We start from the raw sequence: 25518 nt of genomic DNA on the forward strand, positions 1-25518 counted from the left end.
CAGTTTTAAAAGTGTCTTATTTTACTTACAGTTAGCGTTAAGGGAAAAAGTAAAATCTATTAGACTGGAAAATCCAGCTTTAAATAAATTCTCAGAAACAGAATTAATTCTCTGGAAAACACTGAAAAATTCATCTTAACGCAAACATACTCTACCCGGGAGAGATAAAAATTCTGAAGGATTAAGTAAATAAATTTCCCCCGGGGGGCATCTGATGGAAGTATTTGATCTTTCTAAAAAGGTATTTTGTAAACCTATCTTTAAAAGTTTTGAGATAGATCTTGAAATAAGAAGGGCTGTAAGGGCAAGAAAGGAGACAACTTATTTAGGGGTAGAATTAGAACACTTTGCCAGGAAAATCATAGCTTCATAAAAAACAAGCATCAAAAGGAGACAATCATTTATATTATAAGATTACCAGCTAGTCATGATAATTTTGCCCTCACTTCAGACGGTAACATGTTATACTTTTTCTTGTAGTTCTTTGTAAAGTATTTTGGGTTGTTGTAACCTACTTCAAAAGCTATCTCTGAAATGGTCAATTCACTTTTAATAAGTAGTTCTCTTCCCCTGTCGAGCCTAATGTCTCGTATTAATTCTTTGGGCGATTTCTCGAGCCTTGTTACCATCTTATTATAAAGAAAAGTCCTGCTCACCCCCATGTCAGCCGCCAATTTTTCTACTGAGTAATTAGTGTTGCTCAAATTTTTATCAATAACCTTTAGAGCTTTGCGCATAAACGCATCATCTTCGGGTTCAATTTCTACTTTTTTTGTTTCAACTTCAATTTTTTTACGGTACGTCTGCTGCATTGACTTTCTTTGAGAAATGAGGTTCTGAATACGGGAATACAGCACTTCAAAATTAAAAGGCTTAACTATATAGTCGCTCACACCCGTTTTTAGCCCACTCAGGATACTTTCTTCATCACCGTGGGCAGTTAATAGGACAAAAGGAATATGTCGGGTTCTGGCATCATTACGAATTTTTGCACATAGTTCGGCACCATCCATTATAGGCATAGACCAGTCAGAAATGATGACATCTGGCTGAACTGAAAGGGCTTTCTTCCATCCATCCTGTCCATTAGAAGCCGTAAACACTTTAAATGATCTATTAAAACTCTTGGTTAAATATGTTAGAAGGCTTTGATCATCTTCTATAATTAATAAGGTAGGAATATCATTAGTCTCCCCGCCTAACAGCTTTTTCCCTGAGGTTTTGTAGAGAAAATTATCAGAAGAAATTCCATCCACCTCTGCAATTTCATGAATCTCGATCTTTTGAAGGGGAATACTAAGAGAGAATACAGAGCCTTTTCCCGGTTCACTTTCTACCTCAATAGTTCCTTTGTGCAGTTCAATAAGCTCTTTTACCAACGAAAGACCAATTCCACTACCTGACCTGTTACTATTTTCTGGCTGAATAACTTTGTAAAACCGATCAAAGATCTTTTCCTGGTCTTCACTGGAAATTCCTATTCCCGTATCTGCAATACTAATTTGCAGGAGCTTTTTATGAGTGTCAGAAGAAGTGTCTACAATTTTAGTGTTTACGGTTATCGTTCCATTTTCAGGTGTAAATTTAAAGGCATTTGACAACAGGTTGAACAAAATCTTATCGAGTTTGTCAATATCAAAGGAAGTAACAAACTCTTTTGTTTCTGTATTGAAGATTAGGTTGATCTTCTTGTTTTCAGAAAGTATTTTAAAAGAATCAACTGTTTGCTCAACAAATTCAATTATGTTTCCTTTTGAGGTTGACAGCAATGGGGTTTCCTGTATTTTGGGCAGGTCGAGGATCTCGTTGATAAGACCATACAGGCGTCTTGCGTTGCGGTTGATGGTTTCCAGTTGTTCCTTAGCTTCCAGATTAATTTCACGTGCTTTTAGCCTTTCAATAGGAGCGAGAATTAACGAAAGTGGAGTTTTGAACTCATGACTTATGTTTGTAAAGAACCTGATTTTCATTAAATCCATTTCGTGAAGATGAGCTGCTTCTCTCTTTTCCTGTTCAAAAAGAAAGTTTCGACGCTGTCGCTTTATAATATTTTTCCTGGAAAAATATAAAAGAAAGATCACCAGTAATAAGTAAAGGACATAAGCATAAGGAGTTTTATAAAAAGGAGGTAAAACACTCAACATCAGGGTGGCACCCTCAGAGTTCCAAACATGATCGTTATTGGAAGCCTGCACCTGGAACTCATAGGTTCCCGGATCAAGGTTTGTATATGTGACCCTACGATTACTGCTTCCTACTTCCTGCCAGTCTTGATCAAAGTCCGCAAGCCTGTACCTGTATCTGTTTTTAGAAGGTTGCATAAAATCCAGGGCTGCAAATTCTATGGAGAATAAATTTTCATCGTGGTGAAGCCTGATCTCAGAAGTTTGGTGAATTGGCTTCGACAGGAGTACTCTATCATTGACCGTCTGTAATGGGCTGATTTTTTTATTAAAGAGCGCAAAAGAAGTAAAAACTACATGAGGCGGCCTCTCATTAAAGTTAAAGGTCTTAGGATTAAATGTATTAAATCCATTGAGACCACCTGCAAACAGAGTCCCATTTCGGGACTTGAAAAGAGAATTTTCATTGAACAATTTCCCCTGAAGCCCATCTTCATCATCATATTTCTGAAAGTCGGGAATTATTCTTCCGGTGGATTCTTCAATCTTATTTTTTCTAAATTGTACCAGCCCATACGCAGTGGCTAACCAAAGATCTTTTTGATCATCTTCATTTATCGCTACTACTTTTTTCCCCGGTAGACCATCCAGTGTAGTGTAATGATAAAATGTTTCCGCATTAGGATTAAAAAGATCGAGCCCTTCCTGAGTTCCTATCCAGATATTATCCTCACTATCCTTAAATATAGCAAGGATCTGATCGCTACTCAAGGACTCACTATCTTTTGGGTTACTCTGAAAATGCTTCGATTTACCAGTTAATGGGTTTATTACATCAATACCATTAACACCTCCCAACCAAATATTCCCTTCTGCATCTTCTGTAATTGCAGAGATATAATTACAACGAATTTGATATTTCCCCCCTTCCTCACTTGAGTTTATAAATTCTTCTGTATAAGTATTTAACACATCAACACCACCTTCGAGTGTCCCTACCCATATATTCCCCTTAGAGTCTTCGAATAATTCCCAGATACTATTTCCGCCAACTCTTCCTGCTTCATCTTCATTTCGATAATAATGTTTAAATTCTCTACCATTAAATTTATTAAGCCCCCCAAGAAAGGTACCTACCCAAAGATTCCCACGGGAGTCGACAAGAAGACTTACAATAACATTGCTGGAGATACTTGAAGTTACTTTGGGATTGTGAAGGTACTGCGTATATTTCCAGGTTTTTAGATCTAAAGAGATAAGACCACCACCATTTGTTCCCATCCAGATATTTCCCTGTTCATCTTCTGCAAATACGTTAACATCATTAAAGGGAAGGCTGCCAGCATCTGAAATTAAATTTTGATGATGATCAAACCTCATAATATTCTTATTGTAGTAATCAATACCATTTTTATAAGTACCTGCCCATATAATTCCGGAAGGGTCCGCATAAAGAGAAGTAAGGCTATTATGGGATAAACTATTCTCTACTTCAGGATTTGAAAGTATATAATCAAAGCTGAAATCTTCTTTGTTTACTACGGTAATACCACCATGATCTGTACCTATCCAAATATTCCCATCCAGGTCTTTTACCACATCTGTGATTAAATTACTATTAAGGCTGATTGGAGTTGTATTTTTACTAAAATTGCTGATAAGATCCTTCTCTGCATTGTAATAAAAGATTCCAAAATCTTTATAAAGATGAATCCATAGGTCATCTTCATTATCAACAATAATCCGGTAATCATGAATGTCCCCACCAAAGGTGTTTAACAACTCGTTATTGGTATAGGTGATTTTATTTATTTTTCCATCTAACCTCTCAAAAATGCCATTTGTGTGAATTATCCAATAATTACCACTTGAATCTTCAGAGAACCAGGATATATGGTTTGTGCTTAAGGAACCTTTTTCTCCGGAAGAAGTTAATCTTAACACTTTCCCGGTTTTAGGCGAATATTTGCTTAAACCTTCCCCCTCCTGGATAATCCAGAAATTTCCATGAGAATCCCGACTAATTTCTTTTACTTCTTTCTGCGGAAGTCCCAACTTTTTAAGAAGTTCAAACTGACTTGCTGAAAATTTCTCGGTTCTGGGATCAAAAATACTCATCCCAAGTGCATTTTGAATCCAGAGATTACCAAACGGGCCTTCAAAAATTTTGCGGTAATCTTTAGATTGGAACAATAGAGAATCTGCCGGATCGGGATTAAAGATCTCTATGCTGTAACCGTCAAACCTGTTTAAGCCTGAAGAAGTTCCAATCCAAAGAAATCCCCTACTATCCCTGTAAAAGCAATTAATGGAACCGGTAGATAAACCATCGGCGATACCCAGGTGAGAAAACCTGTACTGATCTTGAGGCATACTCTTTTCCTCAAACGATTGAGCATAAAGGTTTGAAGAGAGAATAAAAAAAATCAAGCCAATAAATCTCATAATCAAAGTATACAGCAGTCGGAATTAATACGAATAGTCACAAATCTAATTCACACCAGCTTTCTCATATGTTATCAAACAAACATACTTTTCTGGTCATCAACCCCTTATTCATAAACACATACCATAAATAAAGAGCATTAAATATAAGGCTATAAATTCCATTATGAAAACTTTAACACATTATTCCAGAGTGGCCAAAATTGTAGGAGGTAAAGTGCAAAAAACTAACCCGCTTTATCCAGAAAAAGAATCTCCCATTCCATATCAATGAGAGTTTATTCTTACTATTAGCCGCCCTTCAAGCACCTACGTTAAGTACTCTACAGGTATAAAATCTGAGGTTGAAGAACAAAAAGAATTTTCTTCTCTTTTTATAAATATCTCACCTTTGTTATTCATGCTATCAAAACTTTAGAAAAGTCAATTTTTTATTTGTAAAATAAAGTAGCTATTTCAATTACATCAGGAGAGATTTAAAAGCAACATTTCTTATTTATGTTTTACTTTTGAACAAATTTGTCCCTCAATGAAAAAAATATTTTTCAGCTTATTTATATCCTTTACATTGTTCTTGCCTGCCCCTCTGCTTGCACAAGAAATCACTGAAACAAATACAGATGAGATCTACAAATTAGCTTTAAAGGAGTACAAAGATCAGGATTATGAGCGCAGCCTTCAGTTAACCATCCGGGGCCTGGAACTGGCGCCGGAATATCACGACATAAGGATATTACAAATCAGAAATCTTTGGGCTCTTGATCGTCTTGCCGCTGCCGATACTGATCTTGATTTTCTATTAGAAGAAGCTCCACAATATGTAGATGTTCTTCCTCTGGTACATCAACGAGTGGGCAGGTTTTCCAGCAATGAAAATACCTTATCATTTCTAAAAAAAATTGCAAAAATATATCCTGAAGATACTGGCCTCGAAGTAAAACGCGCTCAGATTCTACTAAAAGATAAAAGAAGGGCTGAAGCCAGAGACCTGGCGCAAGAACTTATCAAAGACCGGAAACTTTCCGGAGAAGATCGATACGACCTACAGATCATATTAAACAGAACGGTTTCCAATGAAGTGGGAGTTACCTACAGCTACATCAACTTTAGTGAAGCATACAAGAATTACAGCCGCTGGCACACCGTAAGTGCCGAATATCAACACAATTTTAATCGTACTGCGGTTATTGGCCGTGTAAATTATACCGACAGGGAAGTTAATTCGGGAAGCCTTTATGAAGTGGAAGCTTATCCCGTTTTTAATGACAGGGCTTATGCTTTTGTAAATCTTGGCTTTTATAATGGTGAGTTGTTTCCAGAATTTCGTGGAAGTGCTTCTTTCTTCTATAATTTCGCAAAAATCTTTGAAGGAGAATTGGGAGGAAGGCTCATTTCCCTTGACGACCAAAGCTACTTCTCTGGAGTTTTTGGCCTTACCGCTTACCGTGAAAAATTTTACCTCAACGCCCGTACTTTTGTGGGGCCTAAGCGTCTTGATCAGGTTATTCAAAACTACCAGTTCAATGTACGCTATTACTTCGGAAATGCCGACAACTATCTTTTTTCACGGCTGGGAAGCGGAATTTCTCCCGATGAACGTACAATTTATACACAGGTAAAATATCCCGATCTGGAAGCTTATTATTTCACTCTGGGTATAAATAAAACTCTGGGACTAAACCACATTTTTCAAGTAAGTGCAGGATATCTTACTGAAGATATTACAGGTACAATTAAAGGAAACCAGCTCATGGCAAACCTGGGTTATCGCTACAGGTTTTAGTTTTCGGTTGTATTGAAACCTTTGCGGGTCATTACTCCCCAACCAGATTTTATTTTGAAGATCTTCTTATAGTATCCCTTCATCTGCCCATAAACCAGCACCGGATGAAAAACAAAAGGTTCTAGGTAAGCCGCGAGAAGCAATTCTATCACCTCCTTTGCCCTGTTATAATGCCTAAAATTTTTTATGTACAGAAAAATTGAAATAGTAGAAAAAATACATCCCATTAAATAAACAGCAAAAAACAATAATAATGCTGTGGTCCAGTTAATAAGCCCCAGAATTCCGAAGAGTATAATACAAATAATCCCGAGGAATTCAACAATAGGAGCTCCAAATTCAAAAAAGCACCAATAAGGGAAGAAGAAAAATCCCATTTTTCGATACTTGGGGTTGAAAAACAGGTATTTGTGCAGCTTAATCGTTTCCCAAAGTCCGCGGGCCCAACGGTCTCTCTGCTTGATAAAAATATTATAATCTGGTGGAGCTTCTGTCCAGCACAGGGTTTCGGGAACGTATACAACTTTGTATGGCTTTTTTAGGTTTTCCATGTGCACCCTAAGCCTTATGCACAACTCAAGATCCTCCCCCACTGTTTTGGCATTAAAACCTCCTACTTCAATCATTCTTGTCCTCGGATACATTCCAAATGCTCCCGATACTAACATCAGTCCGTTGATCTCTCCCCATCCCATTCTTCCTATAAGAAACGCCCGAATATATTCTACAACCTGAATAGTTGGCACCAAATCTTTTGGTAACCTAAGTTGTTTTAAAATACCATTTTGTATCACCGAGTCATTGGCAATCCCTATTGCACCACCACAAGCAATGATCTCCTGCTCCCCTTCTTCCAGATAAGGCCTCACCATTTTGAGCAAGGCATCCTGTTCAATGATACAGTCGGCATCTGTGCACAGCACGAGTTCGGTAGCTGCAAAATTTATCCCTGCATTTAAAGCATCTGCACGACCGCCATTATTCTTATCAATTACAGTAAGCTGCTTATACTGTGCTTTTTTACTTTTGTAGATTCTATTTACGGTTGCCGTTGGAATAGGTTGAGTTATAAAAGTGGAATCGTGTGGCTCAAGATCGTATTTCTGGATAAGCAGCTCCATGGAATTATCGGTGCTCCCGTCATTAACGATAATAAGTTCATAAAAAGGATATTGTATAGAGAGTAAAGACTTTACATTCTCTACAATTGTAAGACCTTCATTAAAAGCCGGTGCAACCAGGGTAACTGATGGAATATCGGTTGCACTCACAATATCATTTACATTTAAAAATGTAGCTCGCCTTTTGTTTCTCTTCACAGCCCTGTTAGATAAGATCATCCCAAAGAAGTAAATAGATATCAGGGCAATTCCGTAGGTGAAGAAAAAGCCGTTTGCTATCCAGTACAAATTATTGAGTATATCAGACATCATTAAACAGCGAGAATTCTGGTGTGGGTTGATACGAATACTGCCTATAATAGAAATCCTGAACTTCCTTAACATATCCCTTGTTCCAAAGGACTTCTGCAGCACTTAATTTAATTACATCGTTTCCACGGTGGAGTAATTCGGAATAAAAGGTAAGGTCAACATCTACGGGAAGGCTACTAATGTATTTTACTAACTGCCTTTGTTGTTCAGTATTAGGAATATTAAATAGCTTTGATTTAATTGCTCTTAACTGTTCTTCTCCAGGTTCAAATGATGAAATACAATATACCGCAGATTCTCTTGTATCAAAATTTGGATCGTCAAGAAACCTAATGATATAATCTATCTCTTCTCTTAAACCAAATTTTCTAATAATTCTCATTATTAGCTCATTCGCGTATTTTTTTTCACTCGTATAAGATTTTCTAAGCCGCTTAAGATCCGGTTGAGGGTATAGATCCCAAAGCTTTTCAACAATTTGTATTTGCTGCCACAGGGTCATTTCCCATTTCAGGTAGGGTAGAAATCTCAAACTTTCCCACCCCAGGAAAACAACCATAGCAATCTGAGCTTCCCTTCTCACGAAAATATTCTTGTTGTTTCGTTCTTTTAGGATCTCCTTTATATATTGCTCCTGATCCATTTGATAAATTTCCCGAATTCCCCTGGCTTTAATATACCATTTTTTGCTGCGCAATTTTTGTAAGGAAGCCCGGTATGGCGGAATTTGAGTATAAAAAATTTCAATTTTGTTGTAATTGTCGCCTATAAAAGCAGCCTGAGTACGAAGCATTAGATCTTGAAGATACTGTACATTCTTTGGTTTTCCTTCAACAATTCCCAATTCCCGAAATTGTCGTTGTATTTGAAAAACCTCCATTTTTTCACCGGGTAATGGATACAAATAACAGGAAATTAGCTCGGCAAATACATTTTCTATTTGAAGTAACTTTTGGGTTCGCCTTTTCCTGTAGATAAGACTTATCCCTATTATAATCCACAGTCCTATTAGACAAAATAATAAAAATGTAATTACCGTAAAAAGTGTTGAAACAATCATCCAGCAATCATATTTTCTATTTGAGCCATATCAAATGGTACAGAAAAGAATCCATTTACATTTTTAGAAGCCATGACCTCTTCACGAACCTTTTTCTGGCCCATATTGGTCACGATGATCAAAGCTTTATGATGAAAGATTTCCTTTATCTGAAATACAAAATCTAAAGGTGCAATTCCTTCAAACAAAATATCTGAGATGATAAAATCATAATTCCTCTTTTGATCATCTATATCCAATTCTGCTATGGAGCGTATTGCTTTACACTCATAACTATGCAGCATCATTAGCCGCTGTAGAATTTTAAGGATAACCAGATCTTCCTGGATTATGAGTATTGTTTTAGGCACGTATGCAGAGTAGATTCTAAGTAGGGGTTCATCTATAATAACCGTTTCAGGCTTTAAATTAGGGCGTTACAAAGCTAAATAAAAAAATGTCTGAGAAAATTTAATTAAGTTAAATATGAAGGATCATTCCTAAATGTTGTGGAGGAATTGGAGTAAATCTCGATCTTTGCAGAAAAATTACTGTAGGTGGATAATAATTACCTGGACCTGATTAAGCTTGTACTTCCACAATTCTTGGTGGAGAATTTTGACTTAGAAAAGAGTAGAAAAGAAAAAGAAGTACTTCATCTTTATTTTGAAGAACGCAATATCCCTCCTGACGAACATTCTTCAAAGATTTTAGTATCTAAAGGTTTCCACAAAGAAATTACTATTCAAGACTTTCCGCTCCGGGGAAACACCGTTTATCTTCATGTGAAACGCCGTCGATGGTTGGATAAAGATACCGGACAGGTAGTGCAAAGAGACTGGAACTTAGTAGCACAGGGAACACGTATGACCAACGAGTTCGCTGCTTTTTTAAAAGAAATTAGTCGATACTAAGGCTTCTGACTGCCATACTATTGGAAGTTTCTACAGTGTCAATGGAAAGAAACTGCAGCGCCAGTACAAAGACTTTCTGAGTGATTTTAAGCAGTGGAAAGAAAAGAAGCACGCCAGAAAGTGGCTTATCTTTCCAGAGAATATGGGACCTTACCTCTCCATTGATGAGACTGCTCTATCCAAAGGAGAGCTCTACACGATCATCACCAATAAGAAGGCTAAAGGTAAAAAAGGAGCACTTGTAGCTATTATTGCCGGTACTAAAGCTGAAGCTATCATTGAGCAATTACTAAAGATCCCTTCTTATCAACGCAATAAAGTGAAGGAGATAAGCTTAGATATGGCTCATTCCATGAAGCTTATCGTGCAGAAATGTTTTCCAAAAGCAATAAAAGTCACAGATCGATTCCACGTCCAGAAGCTGGCTATTGAAGCCCTTCAGAACCTCCGGATCAAGCATCGATGGGAAGCAATTGATTATGAAAACGAGCAGATACAGAAGAGAAAATTAAAAGGCCAAAGTTATACTCCAGAGACCTTTACCAATGGAGATACCAGGAAACAGTTATTGGCCAGGAGTAGATATCTGCTATACAAAGCTCCATCGAAATGGACAGAAAGTCAATCTAAAAGAGCTAAAATCTTGTTCCATGAATATACAGACATTGATAAAGCCTATGCACTTGTCAATAGCCTTAGAAATGTATTTAACCAGACAAAATCTATTGAAGCAGGATATACAAGATTAGCCCATTGGTATAAAGAAGTAGAAGAATCCGGATTTAAATCATTTAACACCGTTGCCACAACAATAAGTCTCAACTACAGATCGATCTTAAACTACTTTAGAAATAGAAGCACAAATGCTTCAGCAGAATCATTCAATGCAAAAATTAAAGCTTTTAGAAGTCAATTTAGAGGGGTGAAAAATGTAGAATTTTTCCTGTACAGATTAACTACATTATTTAGCTAGTCCACAACTTTTGTTCTTGATCCAATATGAAGGATTATTAAAAGACAAAAAAACCCCACTAATCTTTAGATTAGCAGGGTTTTTTTGTCTTTTAATAATATATAAAGTAGCCTCGCCAAGAATCGAACTTGGATCTAAAGTTTAGGAAACTTCTATTCTATCCATTGAACTACGAGGCCATGCGGGCGCAAATTTAAAAACTTCCTTTCAGTTTTAAGCCCGAAATACAGATTTTTTGAGGCTAAAGCTCATAAAACCTCCTAAAGGAATATTTATTACTTTTAAAAAAATATTTTGATCATGAAGAGCCTTTCTTTTCTTGCCATTTTTTGCTGCACTACACTCTTTTCTCAGTCGGGTAATCCCGGGATTATGAAAGACGCCTTTGCACATACCTATTCTATTGTGGCAAGAGATGCAAAGACAGGCGAGATGGCCGTGGGAGTTCAAAGTCATTGGTTTTCTGTGGGTTCTATCGTTTCCTGGGGAAAATCGGGAGTGGGTGTTGTGGCCACACAATCATTCGTAAACCCGGCTTATGGCCCACAGGGGTTAGAACTTATGCAACAGGGAAAAAACCCTTCCGAAGCATTGGGGATTTTGCTGGCGCAAGATGAAGGAAAAGAATACCGGCAGGTGGCCTTTTTGGATACTTCAGGAAATACTGCCGCCCACACCGGCGAAAATTGTGTAGAAGCTGCAGATCATATTAGCGGTGAGAATTATTCGGTACAGGCTAACATGATGCTCAATGCCACTATAGTACCTGCCATGCAAAAGGCTTTTCTTGAAAATGCCAAATTACCACTGGCCGAAAGGGTATTAAAAGTACTACAGGCTGCCGAAGCTGCCGGCGGTGACCTTCGCGGAAGCCAATCGGCCGCCATCATTGTTGTTGGTCCCGAGGAAGTGGAAAATCCATGGGAAGAAAAAAAGATCGACCTGCGGGTAGACGATCATCAACAGCCACTGGTAGAGCTGGAACGCCTGCTCAAAGTTGCCCGGGCTTATGAATTTATGAACCGCGGAGATCTTGCCATGGAAGAAAATAATGTTGACAAAGCACTTGAAGAATACGGCAATGCCATGAAGCTTTTCCCAGACAACCTCGAAATGCAGTACTGGACGGCTGTAGCCCTTGCCAACAGCGGAAGAATGGACGAAGCAAAACCCATTTTTGAAGCTATTTTTAAAGAAGATGAGAACTGGAAGGAAATGACCCGCAGGTTACCCTCGGCCGGCCTTCTTAACATACCGCAACAACAACTGCTAAACCTGATAAAATAAGATGAAAATGAAAAATTTAAAACTCAGCTATCTTACGATGGTCCTCGGACTTGTTTTAATGTCTTCCTGTAAAGATGAAAAGACTGCAACCGAATCTACTCCACAACAAACTGCCGAAACCAGTACCCAGGCAGCTAATAGTGAAGAAGTAAAGGTGAATCCTGCTCACGGGCTTCCAGGCCACAGGTGCGATCTTCCGGTGGGAGCACCCTTAACTGCAAATTCCGCAGGCACTACCAGCCCTGCTGTTTCGAGCCCGGCACCTTCTACATCAGTTTCGCCGGTAAGGGTAGACCAAACGCCACAGGTAAATCCGCCACACGGGGAACCGGGCCATGACTGTACTATCCCGGTTGGAGCGCCGCTGCAAAAATAGTTTCCTAAAATGCCATTTTTGACAACCGTAAAAAGTTTATCAAAATTGGCATTTTTGAATCTGCTTCAGCATTAAGTCACCTCACTTTCAGAAAAAAGAAAATTTGAATTTTTTTGTTTGATGAACTTGAAATATGACTGAAGTTATATTGTTTCCTTTTTACTTCGGAAAAATTCTTATTTTCAGAAGTAAAAAAATGGAAGAGGAGGCTTTGGCATTCGCAACTAAAGCTCACGGAGAGCAGCAACGGAAATATTCAGAAGAAGCTTATATAGAACACCCGAAGCGGGTGGCAAACATCGTAAAAAGCGTACCGCATTCCGCAGAAATGATTTGCGCGGCATATCTTCATGATGTCGTGGAAGATACTCCTGTGAAAATCGAAGAAGTAAGGGAGAAATTCGGTCAAAAAGTAGCTAATCTGGTTTCAGAACTAACCGATGAATACCTGAAGGTAAATTACCCTCACCTCAACCGCAGGACCCGTAAAGAGCGGGAAGTGCAACGCCAGGCCAACATAAGCAAAGAGGCAAAAACCATAAAATTAGCCGATGTTATTGACAACACTCCCGATATTGTGAGAAATGACCCGGGTTTTGGCCGCAAATACCTTTGGGAAATGGAAAAACTAACGCAGGTACTCATTAGCGGGGATCCAATTCTTTTTGAAAGGGCCAGAAAAGAGGTGGCTGAAGGAAAAAAGGCTTTAGGCCTTAAATAAAATAAGCTGCAGAAAATCCCCTTTTTGACACCTTAGGTGAAAGGACCTTCTGCAGCTTAAAAAAGATAATCAGGAAAACCTGTTTTCCTGATTATCTTTTTTCTTATTCCACTCCGCCACGGTGATTTGGAGATCGTGGCTCAGGCCATGTCTCCTGTTCTCCCGTACGGGTATTGATTGGTAGTTTGATTTGTTCCCTCGAAGCCTTTTCGTCGTCTTCACTCGCCATATAAGTAAGTACAGCCGTAAGAATAACGTTATTTCTCACGTCGTCAAAAACGATCTTGTCGTAAGTGTCACGGTTTGTATGCCAGGTATAGTTCCAGTAAGCCCAGTCTAAAGCAGTTAGATTAAAAGCCGGAGCTCCTGCTGCAAGAAAAGAAGCATAATCTGACCCACCACGACCCGGTCTTCCGGGGAAGGTAGTTTGTACATGATCGGCAACCGTATCGGGCACTTTTGAAAGCCAGTCTTCCAGGTAATCATAAGCGTGCAGGAACCCATTCCCGGTGATACGCACCACTCTTCCGGTTCCGTTATCCTGGTTAAATACCGCCTGAATATTATCTACAATTTCCGGGTGATCTTCCACAAATGCGCGTGAACCGTTAAGTCCCTGCTCTTCGCTACCCCAAAGCCCAATAATAATTGTTCTTTTTGGGTTAGGGTAATATTCCTTAAGAATTCGGGCAGCTTCCATCATTACGATAGTTCCGGTTCCATTATCTGTCGCCCCGGTTGCGCCATCCCAAGAATCAAAATGCGCCGAAAGCACCACGTATTCTTCAGGTAATTCGGTTCCTTTAATAGTAGCAATGGTATTGAATGTAGGCACCATTCCCAGTTCTTTAGATTGGGCGGTAACTTTAATTTTAGGCTTGCTTCCGTTCTCTGCCAGCCTGTAAAGCATTCCGTAATCTTCAAGGGCGAGATCAAGGGTAGGAACCTCTTTTGTGTAAGCTCCAAAAACCTTGTTTACCCCAAAACCTTCAGACCAGTTGGAAGTAATCACCCCAACAGCACCGGCTTTTTCAAGTGCAGCAGGTAAAGTACGGGAGGTATAGCCCATAGTACTGAATTTATCTCTCCAGGCTTCTGATTGTTCACTACGCTCGCGCTTCATCTTTTCAAAAGAAGCTTCGGTAGCATATTCTTCCCAGTTATAATCGGGTCTTCCGGTTGGCTCCTGCATAGAAATGAGGACAAATTTACCTTTTACCTGTGGCAGCCAGTTTTGAAAAGCCATAGAATCGGAAACTGTTTCGGGCAAAGTAATTACCTCGGCGGTTACAGGTTTTTTTCCGGTAGAAGGGCTCCAGGCGAGCTGTCTCCCTTCAAGGGTTTGCAGCCGTGGCTCAACCATATCAATATGGGTAACGCCGCGTTCCCAGCCGCGCCATTCTCCCCACTTCTGCTTTTCGGCAGGGATGCCCCAGCTTTCAAATTTCTTTACGGCCCAGTTATGAGCATTGTTCATTTGTGGTGTTCCTACCAGGCGTGGCCCAATACTGTCCAGCAACTGGTGCGCTAACTCCTCAAGTTTCGAATTTTGCTCGGCCTCCTTTACAATATTCTGTATAACTTCATCTTTTGATTGTGCAAATGAGAAGTGAGCCGACAAAAGCAGACACAGGGTGAATAATCCCGAAAGTTTTTTCATGCGTGTAATAAGTTTTTAAGATCAGTTTTAGCCAAATATATCAATAAAATTAACGTCTTTCCCTTCGGAAGCCTTCCTACTACTGACGGATTTTCAGGTTTTTGACGATATGTCGGTCACTTCAGAAATAAAACTATACAAACAAACTACTTGTTATCAGCGGGATACGCCATGACAGGCAAAGAATTTCAGAATTAATTTTATTTAAGGCTTGTCCTGTACAGTCTTTGCACAAACACTACAAAATATTAGAAGTAATGAAAGTTTTAGTTATTGGAGCAGGAAATATGGGCCTCACTTATGCAGAAGGCATGGCCTCATCAACATTTTTAAACCAGCGTAAGCTCATGATTTACGATGTCTCGCCAGATAAAATTGTTTTGCTGAAGGACATGGGGATCTTTGATGTACACGAACAACTGGAAGATGCTTTACCCCAGGCCGATCTAATCTTTATTGCTGTAAAACCATACCACAGCGAGGAACTCTTTGAAAGAATGAAACCGATGATGAACAAGGAGCAAATCGCGGTTTCCTTAATGGCGGGAGTTACCATTGAGACTATACAAAATGGCCTGGGCATTAAAAAAGTAGTAAGGTCAATGCCTAACCTACCGGCCCAGGTTGGAAAAGGAGTCACCTCCTACACCGAATCAAAAGAAGTTTCGAGAATAGAATTATTGATGGTTAGAAACCTTCTTGACACTACGGGAGAATCTATTCATGTGAAGAACCAGAACTTCATTGATGCCTCTACCGGAATTTCGGGAAGTGGACCTGCGTACGTATTCTACTTTATGAACTCTATGCTTGAAGCGGCCTTAAAAATGGGCTTTTCGGAGCACGATTCAAGGGTGCTTGTAAGCCAGACTTTTGAAGGAGCGGTAGAACTCTTTAACCAAAACGACCTTTCCCCAACACTGTGGATGGATCGCGTGGCCTCAAAAGGTGGTACTACAAGGGCAGCGCTAGATTCTATGGATGACAACAACGTAAAAGAACTGATCAAAGAAGCCGCCTACGCCGCTTTTGACAGGGCAGTAGAACTGGGAGAAAAAAGCTAACCAATTTTCCCCTTTTTGACAGGTATATGAAGCCGGTATGTGAGTAACATGACCGGCTTTCCTTTTTCCTGAATTTATCTGCGGAAAAAGAAATGAGGCCCAGGCAAAAAAAGTAACTGCTTCCCGCCATAATTGTTTGATTAAGCAATATTTTTGCACTTCCCGAATAAGTCACAACAACAGATGACTTTTCGGCTATTTTCTGCAATAAAAGATTAGTGAGGATTGACATATGGACCAAAACACAACTTCTACCGAATTTCCAAAACGCCTGTTTGACTGCCTTAGCTTTCAGCTTGAACATTTTCCCCTGCCCGATATGCTTGCCGCTAAAGAAAATGGAACATGGAGAAAATATAGCACTGCCGAAGTAGGACAAAAAATTGAGCAAATAAGTGCTGCACTCTTAAAAATGGGATTTTCGGGAGGTGACGGAAGCATAGAAGGTAGAGATAAAATTGGCATTATTAGCCAGAACTGCCCCGAGTGGATAATGGCCGATATGGCTATTCAACAAACCGGAGCAGTATCTGTACCGGTTTATCCCAACATTACCAACCACGAACTGCAATTTATCCTGGCTGATGCCAGTGTGAAAATGATCTTTGTAGGAGACACCACACTCTACCAAAAGATCGTTGAAATACGCGAAGAGCTGCCGGCTTTAGAACATGTTTATTCTTTCAAACCGGTTGCCGGAATTCCGCAGCTAACCGATTTGATGATCGATGTAACACCCCAACTTAAACTGCAGGTAGCCCAGAGCAAAGATGCCGTTAAAGAGACAGATCTTGCGACCGTTCTTTACACTTCGGGCACAACGGGAACTCCAAAAGGCGTTATGCTCTCCCACGGCAACATTGTAAGCAATTCTCTGGGGGCCGCCCATGTTATACAAGAAGTGGGAGTTAAACACAAGAAAGTATTAAGTTTTCTCCCCCTCAACCACGGCTTTGAAAGAATGGCAACCTACTGTTTCTTTTACAGCGGGGCAGCGGTGTACTATGCCGAGAGCATGGAGAAGATCTCAGAAAATCTCAAAGAAGTAAAACCCACGCTTTTCACCACAGTTCCAAGACTCCTGGAAAAAGTTTATGAAGGCATACTTGCAAAGGGCAACGAACTTACCGGAATAAAAAGAAAACTCTTTTTCTGGGCTTTAAAACTGGCCGAGGAATTTGAGATCAACAAACCCAAGAGCCTGAGTTATAAACTTCAACTTGCCGTGGCCGATAAACTTATCTTTAGTAAGTGGAGAGATGCCCTGGGAGGAGAAGTGAAATCTATCATCACGGGTGCGGCTGCATGCCAGGTACGGTTGTTAAAGATCTTCACCGCCGCCAAAATCGTGATACAGGAAGGCTATGGTTTAACCGAAGCCTCTCCCATTATCAGCGGAAATCGCTACAATGAAAAGAACAGGATGTTTGGCACTGTGGGGCCACTTTTAAAAGGTGTAAAGGTTAAAATTGCCGAAGACGGTGAAATTCTTTGCAAAGGTCCTAATGTAATGATGGGTTATTACAAACGTCCCGATCTCACTGCAGAAGTGATGGAGGGTGAATGGCTGCGCACCGGCGATATCGGAACTTTTATTGACGGTAAATTCCTGAAGATCACCGACAGGAAGAAAGAACTGATTAAAACCAGCGGCGGAAAATTTGTAGCACCTCAGCCCATTGAAAATAAGATGGTAGAAAGCCCATGGATAGAGCAGATCATGGTGGTGGGAGAGCTACAGAAGTTTGTGGGCGCCCTTGTGGTCCCTGCGTTTGAAGCTCTTAAAAAATGGTACCTGGAACAGGACAAACCCTATCCGGGAAATGAAAAGGTGTTGGAAGACAGGCACGCAAAGGAATTGATTGGCGCCTCTGTAATTCATTTTAACAAGCATTTTAATCCGGTGGAGCAGATCAAGAAGTTCCGGTTGATCCCTAATGCCTGGACTATTGAAGGAGGAGAGTTAACACCCACCCTTAAGCTGAAGCGCAAAATGATCATCGAAAAGTACCAGGAATTCATCAAGTCTATTTATAATTAGTCGCGTCTGACTACCACGCAAACCTAACAGGTTTTAAAAACCTGTTAGGTTTTTCCCTGATCTTAGAAGAATACTTTCATTCTCAAATTTAATTAGAATGTTTGACCTATTCTTGACCCACAAAATAAAAAAAAGCCTCTCACATCGTGAAAGGCTTGATTTAAAAAGTGGTCCCACCTGGGCTCGAACCAGGGACCACCTGATTATGAGTCAGGTGCTCTAACCAGCTGAGCTATAGGACCGGCTCATTGGTGTTATGAGGGCGCAAATTTAGATATTTGTTCAATACTTAACAAGCATTTCAAAAAGATATTTTCAGGAATTTACAAATCCTCCCACACCTCATCGCCAATGGGAATATACTCTTCTCCATCTTTGATCTCTTCACACAATTCAACCAGCACTCCGTTAGCCGATTTTGGGTGCAAAAAAGCCACCAGCTTATTGTCGGCACCTTTCTTTGGGCGTTTGGAAATGAGCTCAAACCCTTCTGCTTTGAGGCGTTTCATTTCGGCTTTAATATCGTCTACCTCAAAAGCGATGTGGTGAATGCCTTCGCCTCTCTTAGCGATGAATTTTGCCACGGCACTGTCTTCAGAAGTGGCGGCCAGCAACTCAATTTTGCTCTCCCCGGTCTTGAAGAATGAGGTTTCTACGCCTTCACTTTTCACTTTTTCGGTTTTGTAGCTTTCAGTCTGCAGCAGTTTAGCGTAAAGTTCATTAGCGGCTTGCAGGTCTTTTACTGCTATTCCTATGTGTTCAATCTTTTTCATTTTTCAGTTTCAATAGTTTTTAAAAGTAAATTTCCGAAGCTACATGAGTCGCTCCGGAAGTTTTGAGTTTTAAATATAAAAAGTAGGGAGCGGTTAGGAGCAAAAACCTAAAGCTATTAACGCAGATTTTAAGATTTGAGCACTAAATATGCTATTTTTGTGCCATGGAAACGAACAGACAGAAAAAAATAGGAGGCGTATTACAGCAGGATCTTGCCGATGTGCTGCAGTCTCACTTGAGGGATGCGGGAAGAACAGGAATTTTAATCTCTGTTTCGAAGGTGAAGGTCACCACAGATCTTTCGCAGGCAAAGGCTTACCTGAGCATATTCCCGGCAAAGAACGCGCAGGATATCTTGAAGGAACTCAACCTGCTAAAGCCAAAACTTAAACACGAACTGGCGCTGCGCACAAAGAATCAACTGCGACGTATGCCCAACCTCGAATTCTTTATTGATGATTCCCTCGATTATATTGAGAACATCGAAAGATCAATAAAAGGCGAGAACAACCCTATTGAACAGCCCGATTTGCTTTCAAAGCGAAAAAAATCTTAGCGCTTGAAGTTCCCCTTTTACATAGCCCGCAGGTACTTGTTCTCAAAAAGCAGCAACAATGCCATCAACATCATTACCCTCATTGCGGCTATAGGGGTTTTTGCAGGGGCTTTTGCCCTCTTTATCGTACTTTCGGGCTTTACGGGGCTCAAAGACTTCAGCCTTTCCTTTTCTAACGAATACGATCCCGATCTCAAGGTGCTTGCGGCAACGGGAAAAACATTTAATTTTTCTTCGGAAGAAAAACAGGAGCTGGAAAATATCGGCGGAATTTCCACTTTTTCAGAAGTAATTGAAGAAAGGGTATTCCTTGATTTTAAGTCGAAGAATAAGACAGCTTACATCAAAGGCGTAGATGAGAATTTTCTGAAGGTGAACAAACTGGACAGTGCCGTAGGTATGGGAGGCTGGTTTCATCCTGAAGAAGCCCAGGTGGTGATTGGAAATACCATTTCTCACGAGCTCAACCTTGGCACCTTTGATTATATGAGCCTGCTGGAGATCATGGTGCCACGCCCGGGCAAAGGTCAGGTGCTTGATCCTACCACGGCCTTTAATTCCAAACGAGCTGTAGTATCGGGTATTTACAGCATCAACGAAGAACTGGATGGCAAATATGTGTTTGCTTCTATTGGCCTGGCGAGAGAGCTGCTTGACCTGAAACCTGACGAGATCACCGGACTCGAACTTAAACTAACCCCCAATGCCAATCCCGAAACTGTAAAAAAGGCTGTACAGGCAGTTCTTAATGATGATGTTGAAATTAAGAACAGGGCGCAACTCAACGACGCCCTTTACAAAATGCTGAATACCGAAAACCTGGCCGTATATCTCATTTTTACCCTTGTTTTGATCATTGCGCTATTTAACGTGGTGGGTTCTATTATCATGGTGATTTTAGACAAAAGGGAGAATATAAAAACCTTGCACAGCCTTGGGGCCACGCCGGGACAAATCAAGAATATCTTCTTTACCCAGGGCGTATTTATGACACTTTTGGGAGGTAGCCTGGGCCTGCTTTTCTCTATTGCGGTGGTCTTTTTACAACTACAGTACGACCTGGTGATGATCACTCCCACCCTGCCTTATCCTGTAGCCATCACGTGGCAAAATATAGTGGTAGTGATGCTTACCATTACTGCGTTAGGTACCATGGCTTCTTATATTGCGGCAAGCCGAAGCAAAAAAGCTCTGGGCGCATAGAGATGGAAACTAAAAAATAAGAGGTTACCTCAGTTTTAGTTTGACATTAGACACCTGTACTTCCGCCAGAAAGACCTTCTGAAAATGCCATTTTTGACACCTTAGTAACAGCTGAAGTTACACGAACTGGTAGCCAGAGAATTCTTTTTCCACTTCATCGAAGGCAGCAAATACATCGGCGGCATCGTCGCTGGTCACCATCTTTTGGCGGTAATCCTTGAAGTGCGGAATTCCTTTAAAGTAATTGGTATAGTGTCTTCTGGTTTCAAAAACACCCAGCTTCTCGCCTTTCCAGTCAATAGCCATTTGCAGGTGGCGACGGGCAGCGTCAAGACGCTCTTCCATAGTGGGAGGCGCAAGGTGTTCCCCGGTTTTGAAGAAATGTTTTACTTCCTTAAAGAACCATGGATAACCAATGCTGGCCCGGCCAATCATTGCCCCGTCAAGACCATATTTGTCGCGCATCTCTACAGCTCTTTCAGGCGTGTCTACGTCGCCGTTGCCGAAGATTGGAATATGCATCCGCGGATTGTTCTTTACCTCGGCAATAGGCGCCCAGTTAGCCTCTCCCTTGTACATTTGCACGCGGGTGCGGCCGTGAATAGAGATCGCACTTGCTCCCACATCCTGTAGCCTTTCGGCTACCTCAACAATCTTAATGGAATCGGCATCCCAGCCGAGCCTGGTCTTTACTGTTATGGGCAGGTTGGTGTGTTTTACCATAGCCTCGGTAAGGGAAACCATGAGCGGAATATCTTTTAGGATCCCTGCACCGGCACCTTTGGAAACCACCTTTTTTACAGGGCAACCGAAGTTGATATCGATAATATCGGGACCCGATTTCTCAACAATTTCTACCGATTGTAACATGGATTCCAGGTTAGCTCCAAAGATCTGGATGCCCACCGGCCTTTCTTTTTCGTAAATATCAAGCTTCATAACGCTCTTTGCGGCATCACGAATAAGCCCTTCCGAAGAAATGAATTCGGTATACACCACATCGGCGCCCTGTTCCTTGCACAATGCACGAAACGGCGGATCGCTCACATCTTCCATTGGTGCTAACAACAATGGAAATTCTCCTACATCTATGTTTCCTATTTTCGCCAAAACAATTGTTTTTCAGGCTGCAAAAATAAGGAAATTTATTTAGTCGTTCGTCTTTAGTCGGGAGTTGGTAGAAGTTCTATTTTTTAAACAAAAATCATAGAGTCATGACCGAGATCAGTAAGAAAATCACCCATTAGTCCTTTTCCTTTTTAAATATAAATCTGATTGGAGTTTGGTGCCTGGATTTATCTTTTTCAAAACACTTCTAACTTCGTCCTTCTAAAACCGTACTTCAACTTGTTTCCCGCTGATATCGCAGATTTCAGCAGAAAAAGACTTTCCTGATAATGGATATAAAATTAATCGGGGTCACCAGCACATTGTACAATACCTTCTACAATATACAATTTTAAATCCTGTCTCGCTCTGCTGCTTCAATAGCTCTCTGGTTGTCGCTAAGCCTGAAGTTTCCGAAGTTATACTTGAATCCTACACGTAGGTACCGGGTTTCGGGTCTTGGATAGTAGCCGTTGTCCTGGTTAAGATATCGTGATTTAAGCCAGGTATTGGTCTCATCAAGCAGGTCTTCTACATTTACGCTAACCTCAGCACGATTATTCCACAGGGTTTTGCGAAGACCAAGGGAAAGGGTGGTCATGGGATCCATTTTGTAGGAACCGCTAAGCCAATCGGACACATAAGTGAGACTTAATTCTCCTGTAAGCGTACCGTCTTTAGAAATAATAATATTGTTGTAGAGGCTTCCGTAGAAACCATCTATCTCTAAAGTCACAGGCACATCACCGCTTTCAATAGCTACAAAAGTACGTTCTTCGTTAAAGAGAGAAACGTAAGCGTATGCATACCACCAATTAGCAACAGAACGCCCGTGAGTAATGTCAATTCCTACAGATTTACTTTCCAGCAAATTCATACTCACCCTGCGAATAAGCATTTGCTCATTGTCCTGAAAGCTGAGCGTTTGTGGAGTTTCGCCACTGTCTCTATAATAAAGATCGAAGAAATACTCATTTTTGAGGGCATAGCTAAGGGTAAAGTTATTACTAATTGAGGCCTCCAGGCTTGGATTACCCGAGTTATAATCAAACTCTGTAAGATAGTATCTAAACGGGTTCAGGCTTTCGTACCTGGGCCGCTGAATCCTTCGGCTGTAGTCAAAAGTAAGGCTGTGATTATCATTAAAGCTGTGCTGCAGGTAAAACGTGGGGAACAATTCAAAATACTCCCGGATGTCAATCTGCTCCATTGATCTCGAATCTCCAGTACGATCTGTGTATTCCCCTCTTAAACCACCTTTGATGCTCCATTTCTCCCAGTCTGTGGCAAGGGAGAAATATGCAGCATAAATATTTTCATCGTAGAGAAAATTATCGGACTGATCTTCGTCAAATATATAAGTACTGGAATGGGGAGCCATACGGAAGTAATCTATCCCACTTTCAGAAGTAATCACGGAAGCTTTAATTCCGCTTTCAAAGCTTGTACTGCCTATGGGCGTGATAAAATCCAGCTGACCGGTAAAAATCTCGATTCCCTGTTGCGCTTCAGTAGTAAAAGCATAATTGGAAGTAGTAGCATCAAGATCTACAATACTGGTATTTATTCCCTGCTCCCTGTCGTGATCATAACGGGTATAATGCGCCTTCGTTGAAACCTGGGCACCGGGTTTGTCTAATAAATGTTTAAACTCAAGATCAAACGCTACGTTAGAAACGTCTTCCTCAAGTTCACTTTTGGTAATGAGGTTTTCCACTTCCTCATTCATTTCATAGACCCTAGTAAAGACATTGTTATTAAATGTTTCATTGGGTGAATACGTAAGATTGGAAGAGAAATTAAGAATGTTGTTATCATCAAAATTATAGTCGAGCAGTATGTTCGCATTATGAGCATTTGACTGTGTAGTGCGATCAAAATTAGTTTCCCAGCGGTTTCCGATATTGTCGGCTCCATCGCGAAAGTTGATGTAGCTATCGTCCTCTTTATATTCCTTGCGGGTAGAATTGGTATAATTTCCGAAGAGATTGAGTTTATCAGTTTTATAATAATGGCTGGTCCCCACCTGGAATTTAGGATAGATCGCCTGCGTCCATGCACCATTAATATTCCCCTTATAACCCGGTGCAATACTTTTGGTGGTGACAATGTTAAGAATAGCACCTCCTTCGGCATCATATCGAGACGGTGGTGTGGTGATCACCTCAATAGATTTGATATTTTCTGCTGAATAATTTTCGAGCAGGGTTTGTAATTCAGAAGCCGTTAGTTGCACCTTTCGGTCGTTGATATAAACCTGCACGCTCTGATTTCTCACCATGAGAGAATTGCCCGAGAGGATCACCCCGGGAGTCTTTTTTAGAATATCCCAGGAACTACCGGTTGAAAGCGTAGTATTCTCCACGCTAAAAACCAGGCGGTCAACTTCCCTTTTTACTGAAGGGTTTTTATAATTTATTGAAACTTCGTTAAGAGTAGCGGTGTTCTCATTCAAGGTAATGTCGCCCAATTGCTTATTACCCGTGACCTCAATACGTTGTAACAGGTCTTCAAATCCAACAAAACTTATTTTAAGCAGGTAATTATCTTCGGTTACAGATTTAAGAGAGAAACGCCCATCTTCTGAAGAGACGGCACCCCGGTATACAGTTGTAGAGTCCTGGGCATTCAACAATATCACGTTAGCAAAAGCAACAGGCTCCCCTGAAGCATCGAGAGTACGACCTTCAACAGAATGTTGGCTTAAAGCCGAAAAAGAACAGAAAAATAAGAACAGGCACAGTGGGAGGCTGTATAATTTGGTCATGCAATTTGGTGGTTAGTGCTTGATAAAGGTAACAAAATCAAACAAATATAGCATATATGCGCTAAGAACAAAATATTTTTGCTGCTGCTGTTGCATGTGCTAACTTCTCTTGACTCAATTTGTTGTGCCTCCGGAAATATTAAATATCACTATTAGAAGCTCTAAAGAATTTAAGGCCACCTAAAGCAGGAAGTGTAAGATAACAGGGGTGACTACAGCTGTCACTATACCATTGAGACACATGGCAATTCCACTATATACACCTGGAATTTTTCCTTCCTCAATCGCCCGGGCAGTGCCTATTCCGTGAGCTGCCGTGCCAAGGGCCGCACCTATTGCTCTTTGATTGGTAATACCCATCTTGTTTAAAAAGTACAGACCAAAAACGTTTCCAAAAACTCCTACCGCTATTACGATTCCTGCTGTAATATCGGGGATTCCTCCTACGTTTTTGGTGATTTCAACAGCAATGGGCGTGGTAACAGATTTGGAGGCCAATGACTGGATCAAAAACATCGGCATTTCAAGGAGAAGCAGAAAGAAAACAATACTCACTACACCGCAAATTCCTCCAATGACCACAGCAATGGTAAGCAACCTAAGATCCTTACGCAGCTCTTCATACTTCTCGTAAAAAAAAGCACCTAAAGCAACTACTGCCGGACCCAGAAAATAAGTCAGAATTTTTCCTCCCTTATTATAAGCCTCAAAAGGAATATCGAAAACCTTCAGGAATACTATTATTCCTACAATAGCAAGAAGAACAGGATTCAAAAATGCTATTTTAAATCTCTTTATTTTTCCGGCTAAAGCATAAAAAACCAGGGTTATCCCAATGCCAAAAATAGCCCACAGAAAAGAGAAGTTCATTTTCCCGATTTTTGAAGAATTATAGCTGTAACGTATAAAGTGAGCAGGGTACTGGCAATTACAGCAATTGAAAGCGGCAGCCAGTATGATTTTATTAAATCAAAATAAACCATCAAACCCACCCCGTAAGGAATAAAAAATACCACCAGAAATTCTATGAGTTTATCGGATGCCGGTTTTATTGCCCTCAACGGTACCCATTTGTGTTTAAGCGCCACAAAAAGCAGTACCATCCCTATAATATTCCCCCCCACAGGCAGGGCAAAAAGGTAACTTATCATCTCACCTATAAACAGGAAAAGCAAAATGAAAAAGAATGCTTTAAGTCTCGCCCAGGAGAAAAGATCTTTAAGGTAGTTGAGTACTCGATGCAATCTTACAT

20 protein-coding genes and 2 tRNA genes are annotated in these 25518 nt (G+C 40.6%); 10 read left to right on the forward strand and 12 right to left on the reverse strand.

Annotated elements, in window-relative coordinates; all coding sequences use genetic code 11:
• Window positions 1-425 precede the first annotated feature (425 nt).
• Window positions 426-4496, reverse strand: a complete 4071-nt coding sequence (locus VS868_RS06585; RefSeq protein ID WP_345599609.1) for a two-component regulator propeller domain-containing protein — start codon at window positions 4494-4496, stop codon at window positions 426-428.
• Between the two features lie 601 nt (window positions 4497-5097).
• On the opposite strand from VS868_RS06585, the gene VS868_RS06590 reads away from it, so the two are divergent.
• The gene (locus tag VS868_RS06590; protein WP_345599610.1) at window positions 5098-6351 is read left to right on the forward strand and encodes a YaiO family outer membrane beta-barrel protein; all 1254 of its coding nucleotides are present in this window, start codon (window positions 5098-5100) and stop codon (window positions 6349-6351) included.
• Here VS868_RS06590 and VS868_RS06595 read toward each other — a convergent pair.
• From VS868_RS06595 to VS868_RS06605, 3 genes are all read right to left on the reverse strand, one after another.
• Window positions 6348-7784, reverse strand: a complete 1437-nt coding sequence (locus tag VS868_RS06595) for a glycosyltransferase (RefSeq protein WP_345599612.1) — start codon at window positions 7782-7784, stop codon at window positions 6348-6350. The two genes, VS868_RS06590 and VS868_RS06595, sit on opposite strands and share 4 nt — an antisense overlap.
• On the reverse strand, window positions 7774-8664 hold the full coding sequence (locus VS868_RS06600; RefSeq protein WP_345599613.1) for a hypothetical protein: 891 nt from the start codon (window positions 8662-8664) through the stop codon (window positions 7774-7776). Before VS868_RS06600 ends, VS868_RS06595 begins: the two co-directional genes overlap by 11 nt.
• 176 nt (window positions 8665-8840) lie before the next feature.
• Window positions 8841-9194 carry a response regulator gene (locus tag VS868_RS06605; protein ID WP_345599614.1) on the reverse strand — a complete coding sequence of 118 codons (354 nt, stop codon included), beginning with the start codon at window positions 9192-9194 and terminating at the stop codon, window positions 8841-8843.
• Window positions 9195-9380: 186 nt separating this feature from the next.
• Between VS868_RS06605 and VS868_RS06610 the strand changes: the two genes are divergently transcribed.
• Window positions 9381-9737, forward strand: coding sequence for a transposase (locus VS868_RS06610; RefSeq protein ID WP_266068495.1), 357 nt, complete (start codon window positions 9381-9383; stop codon window positions 9735-9737).
• A 52-nt stretch (window positions 9738-9789) separates the two neighbouring features.
• Entirely contained in the window at window positions 9790-10710 is a 921-nt protein-coding gene (locus tag VS868_RS06615) for a transposase (RefSeq protein WP_345599806.1), read from the forward strand.
• A gap of 107 nt (window positions 10711-10817) precedes the next feature.
• Here the strand turns inward: VS868_RS06615 and VS868_RS06620 are convergent.
• Window positions 10818-10889: transfer RNA gene (locus tag VS868_RS06620), tRNA-Arg, on the reverse strand.
• Between the two features lie 121 nt (window positions 10890-11010).
• Here VS868_RS06620 and VS868_RS06625 point away from each other — a divergent pair.
• The 3 genes from VS868_RS06625 to VS868_RS06635 all read left to right on the forward strand — a co-directional run bounded on the left by VS868_RS06625 (window position 11011) and on the right by VS868_RS06635 (window position 13094).
• On the forward strand, window positions 11011-11997 hold the full coding sequence (locus tag VS868_RS06625) for a DUF1028 domain-containing protein (RefSeq protein WP_266069843.1): 987 nt from the start codon (window positions 11011-11013) through the stop codon (window positions 11995-11997).
• 7 nt (window positions 11998-12004) lie between these two features.
• Complete coding sequence (locus tag VS868_RS06630; protein ID WP_345599615.1) at window positions 12005-12373, forward strand: hypothetical protein; 369 nt, start codon at window positions 12005-12007, stop codon at window positions 12371-12373.
• 133 nt (window positions 12374-12506) lie between these two features.
• A complete protein-coding gene (locus tag VS868_RS06635) occupies window positions 12507-13094 on the forward strand; it encodes an HD domain-containing protein (RefSeq protein WP_345599616.1) in 588 nt (195 codons plus the stop codon).
• Between the two features lie 103 nt (window positions 13095-13197).
• On the opposite strand, the gene VS868_RS06640 is transcribed toward VS868_RS06635, so the two are convergent.
• A complete protein-coding gene (locus tag VS868_RS06640) occupies window positions 13198-14754 on the reverse strand; it encodes a M20/M25/M40 family metallo-hydrolase (protein ID WP_345599617.1) in 1557 nt (518 codons plus the stop codon).
• 257 nt (window positions 14755-15011) lie between these two features.
• Between VS868_RS06640 and proC the strand changes: the two genes are divergently transcribed.
• Together proC and VS868_RS06650 are read left to right on the forward strand one after the other, a co-directional pair.
• On the forward strand, window positions 15012-15818 hold the full coding sequence (proC, locus tag VS868_RS06645) for a pyrroline-5-carboxylate reductase (protein ID WP_266069839.1): 807 nt from the start codon (window positions 15012-15014) through the stop codon (window positions 15816-15818).
• A 232-nt stretch (window positions 15819-16050) separates the two neighbouring features.
• A complete protein-coding gene (locus VS868_RS06650) occupies window positions 16051-17859 on the forward strand; it encodes a long-chain fatty acid--CoA ligase (protein WP_345599618.1) in 1809 nt (602 codons plus the stop codon).
• A gap of 168 nt (window positions 17860-18027) precedes the next feature.
• Here the strand turns inward: VS868_RS06650 and VS868_RS06655 are convergent.
• Together VS868_RS06655 and mce are read right to left on the reverse strand one after the other, a co-directional pair.
• Window positions 18028-18101, reverse strand: a tRNA-Ile gene (locus VS868_RS06655).
• Window positions 18102-18182: 81 nt separating this feature from the next.
• Window positions 18183-18632 (reverse strand): methylmalonyl-CoA epimerase, encoded by a 450-nt coding sequence (gene mce, locus VS868_RS06660; protein WP_266069837.1) that lies wholly within the window; start codon window positions 18630-18632, stop codon window positions 18183-18185.
• Between the two features lie 164 nt (window positions 18633-18796).
• Between mce and rbfA the strand changes: the two genes are divergently transcribed.
• Both rbfA and VS868_RS06670 read left to right on the forward strand, forming a co-directional pair.
• Window positions 18797-19189 (forward strand): 30S ribosome-binding factor RbfA, encoded by a 393-nt coding sequence (rbfA, locus tag VS868_RS06665; RefSeq protein WP_345599620.1) that lies wholly within the window; start codon window positions 18797-18799, stop codon window positions 19187-19189.
• Between the two features lie 3 nt (window positions 19190-19192).
• On the forward strand, window positions 19193-20392 hold the full coding sequence (locus tag VS868_RS06670; RefSeq protein ID WP_266069835.1) for an FtsX-like permease family protein: 1200 nt from the start codon (window positions 19193-19195) through the stop codon (window positions 20390-20392).
• Window positions 20393-20509: 117 nt separating this feature from the next.
• On the opposite strand, the gene dusB is transcribed toward VS868_RS06670, so the two are convergent.
• The 4 genes from dusB to VS868_RS06690 all read right to left on the reverse strand — a co-directional run bounded on the left by dusB (window position 20510) and on the right by VS868_RS06690 (window position 25510).
• Window positions 20510-21502 (reverse strand): tRNA dihydrouridine synthase DusB, encoded by a 993-nt coding sequence (gene dusB / locus VS868_RS06675; protein ID WP_345599621.1) that lies wholly within the window; start codon window positions 21500-21502, stop codon window positions 20510-20512.
• A 349-nt stretch (window positions 21503-21851) separates the two neighbouring features.
• A complete protein-coding gene (locus tag VS868_RS06680) occupies window positions 21852-24266 on the reverse strand; it encodes an outer membrane beta-barrel protein (RefSeq protein WP_345599622.1) in 2415 nt (804 codons plus the stop codon).
• A gap of 180 nt (window positions 24267-24446) precedes the next feature.
• Complete coding sequence (locus VS868_RS06685; RefSeq protein ID WP_266069832.1) at window positions 24447-25136, reverse strand: LrgB family protein; 690 nt, start codon at window positions 25134-25136, stop codon at window positions 24447-24449.
• Window positions 25133-25510 (reverse strand): CidA/LrgA family protein, encoded by a 378-nt coding sequence (locus tag VS868_RS06690; protein WP_345599624.1) that lies wholly within the window; start codon window positions 25508-25510, stop codon window positions 25133-25135. The genes VS868_RS06685 and VS868_RS06690 overlap by 4 nt, the downstream gene beginning before the upstream one ends.
• Between the last annotated feature and the right edge of the window lie 8 nt (window positions 25511-25518).

The sequence above is a fragment of the Salinimicrobium sp. 3283s genome (assembly GCF_039602225.1).
Classification (GTDB): domain Bacteria; phylum Bacteroidota; class Bacteroidia; order Flavobacteriales; family Flavobacteriaceae; genus Salinimicrobium; species Salinimicrobium profundisediminis.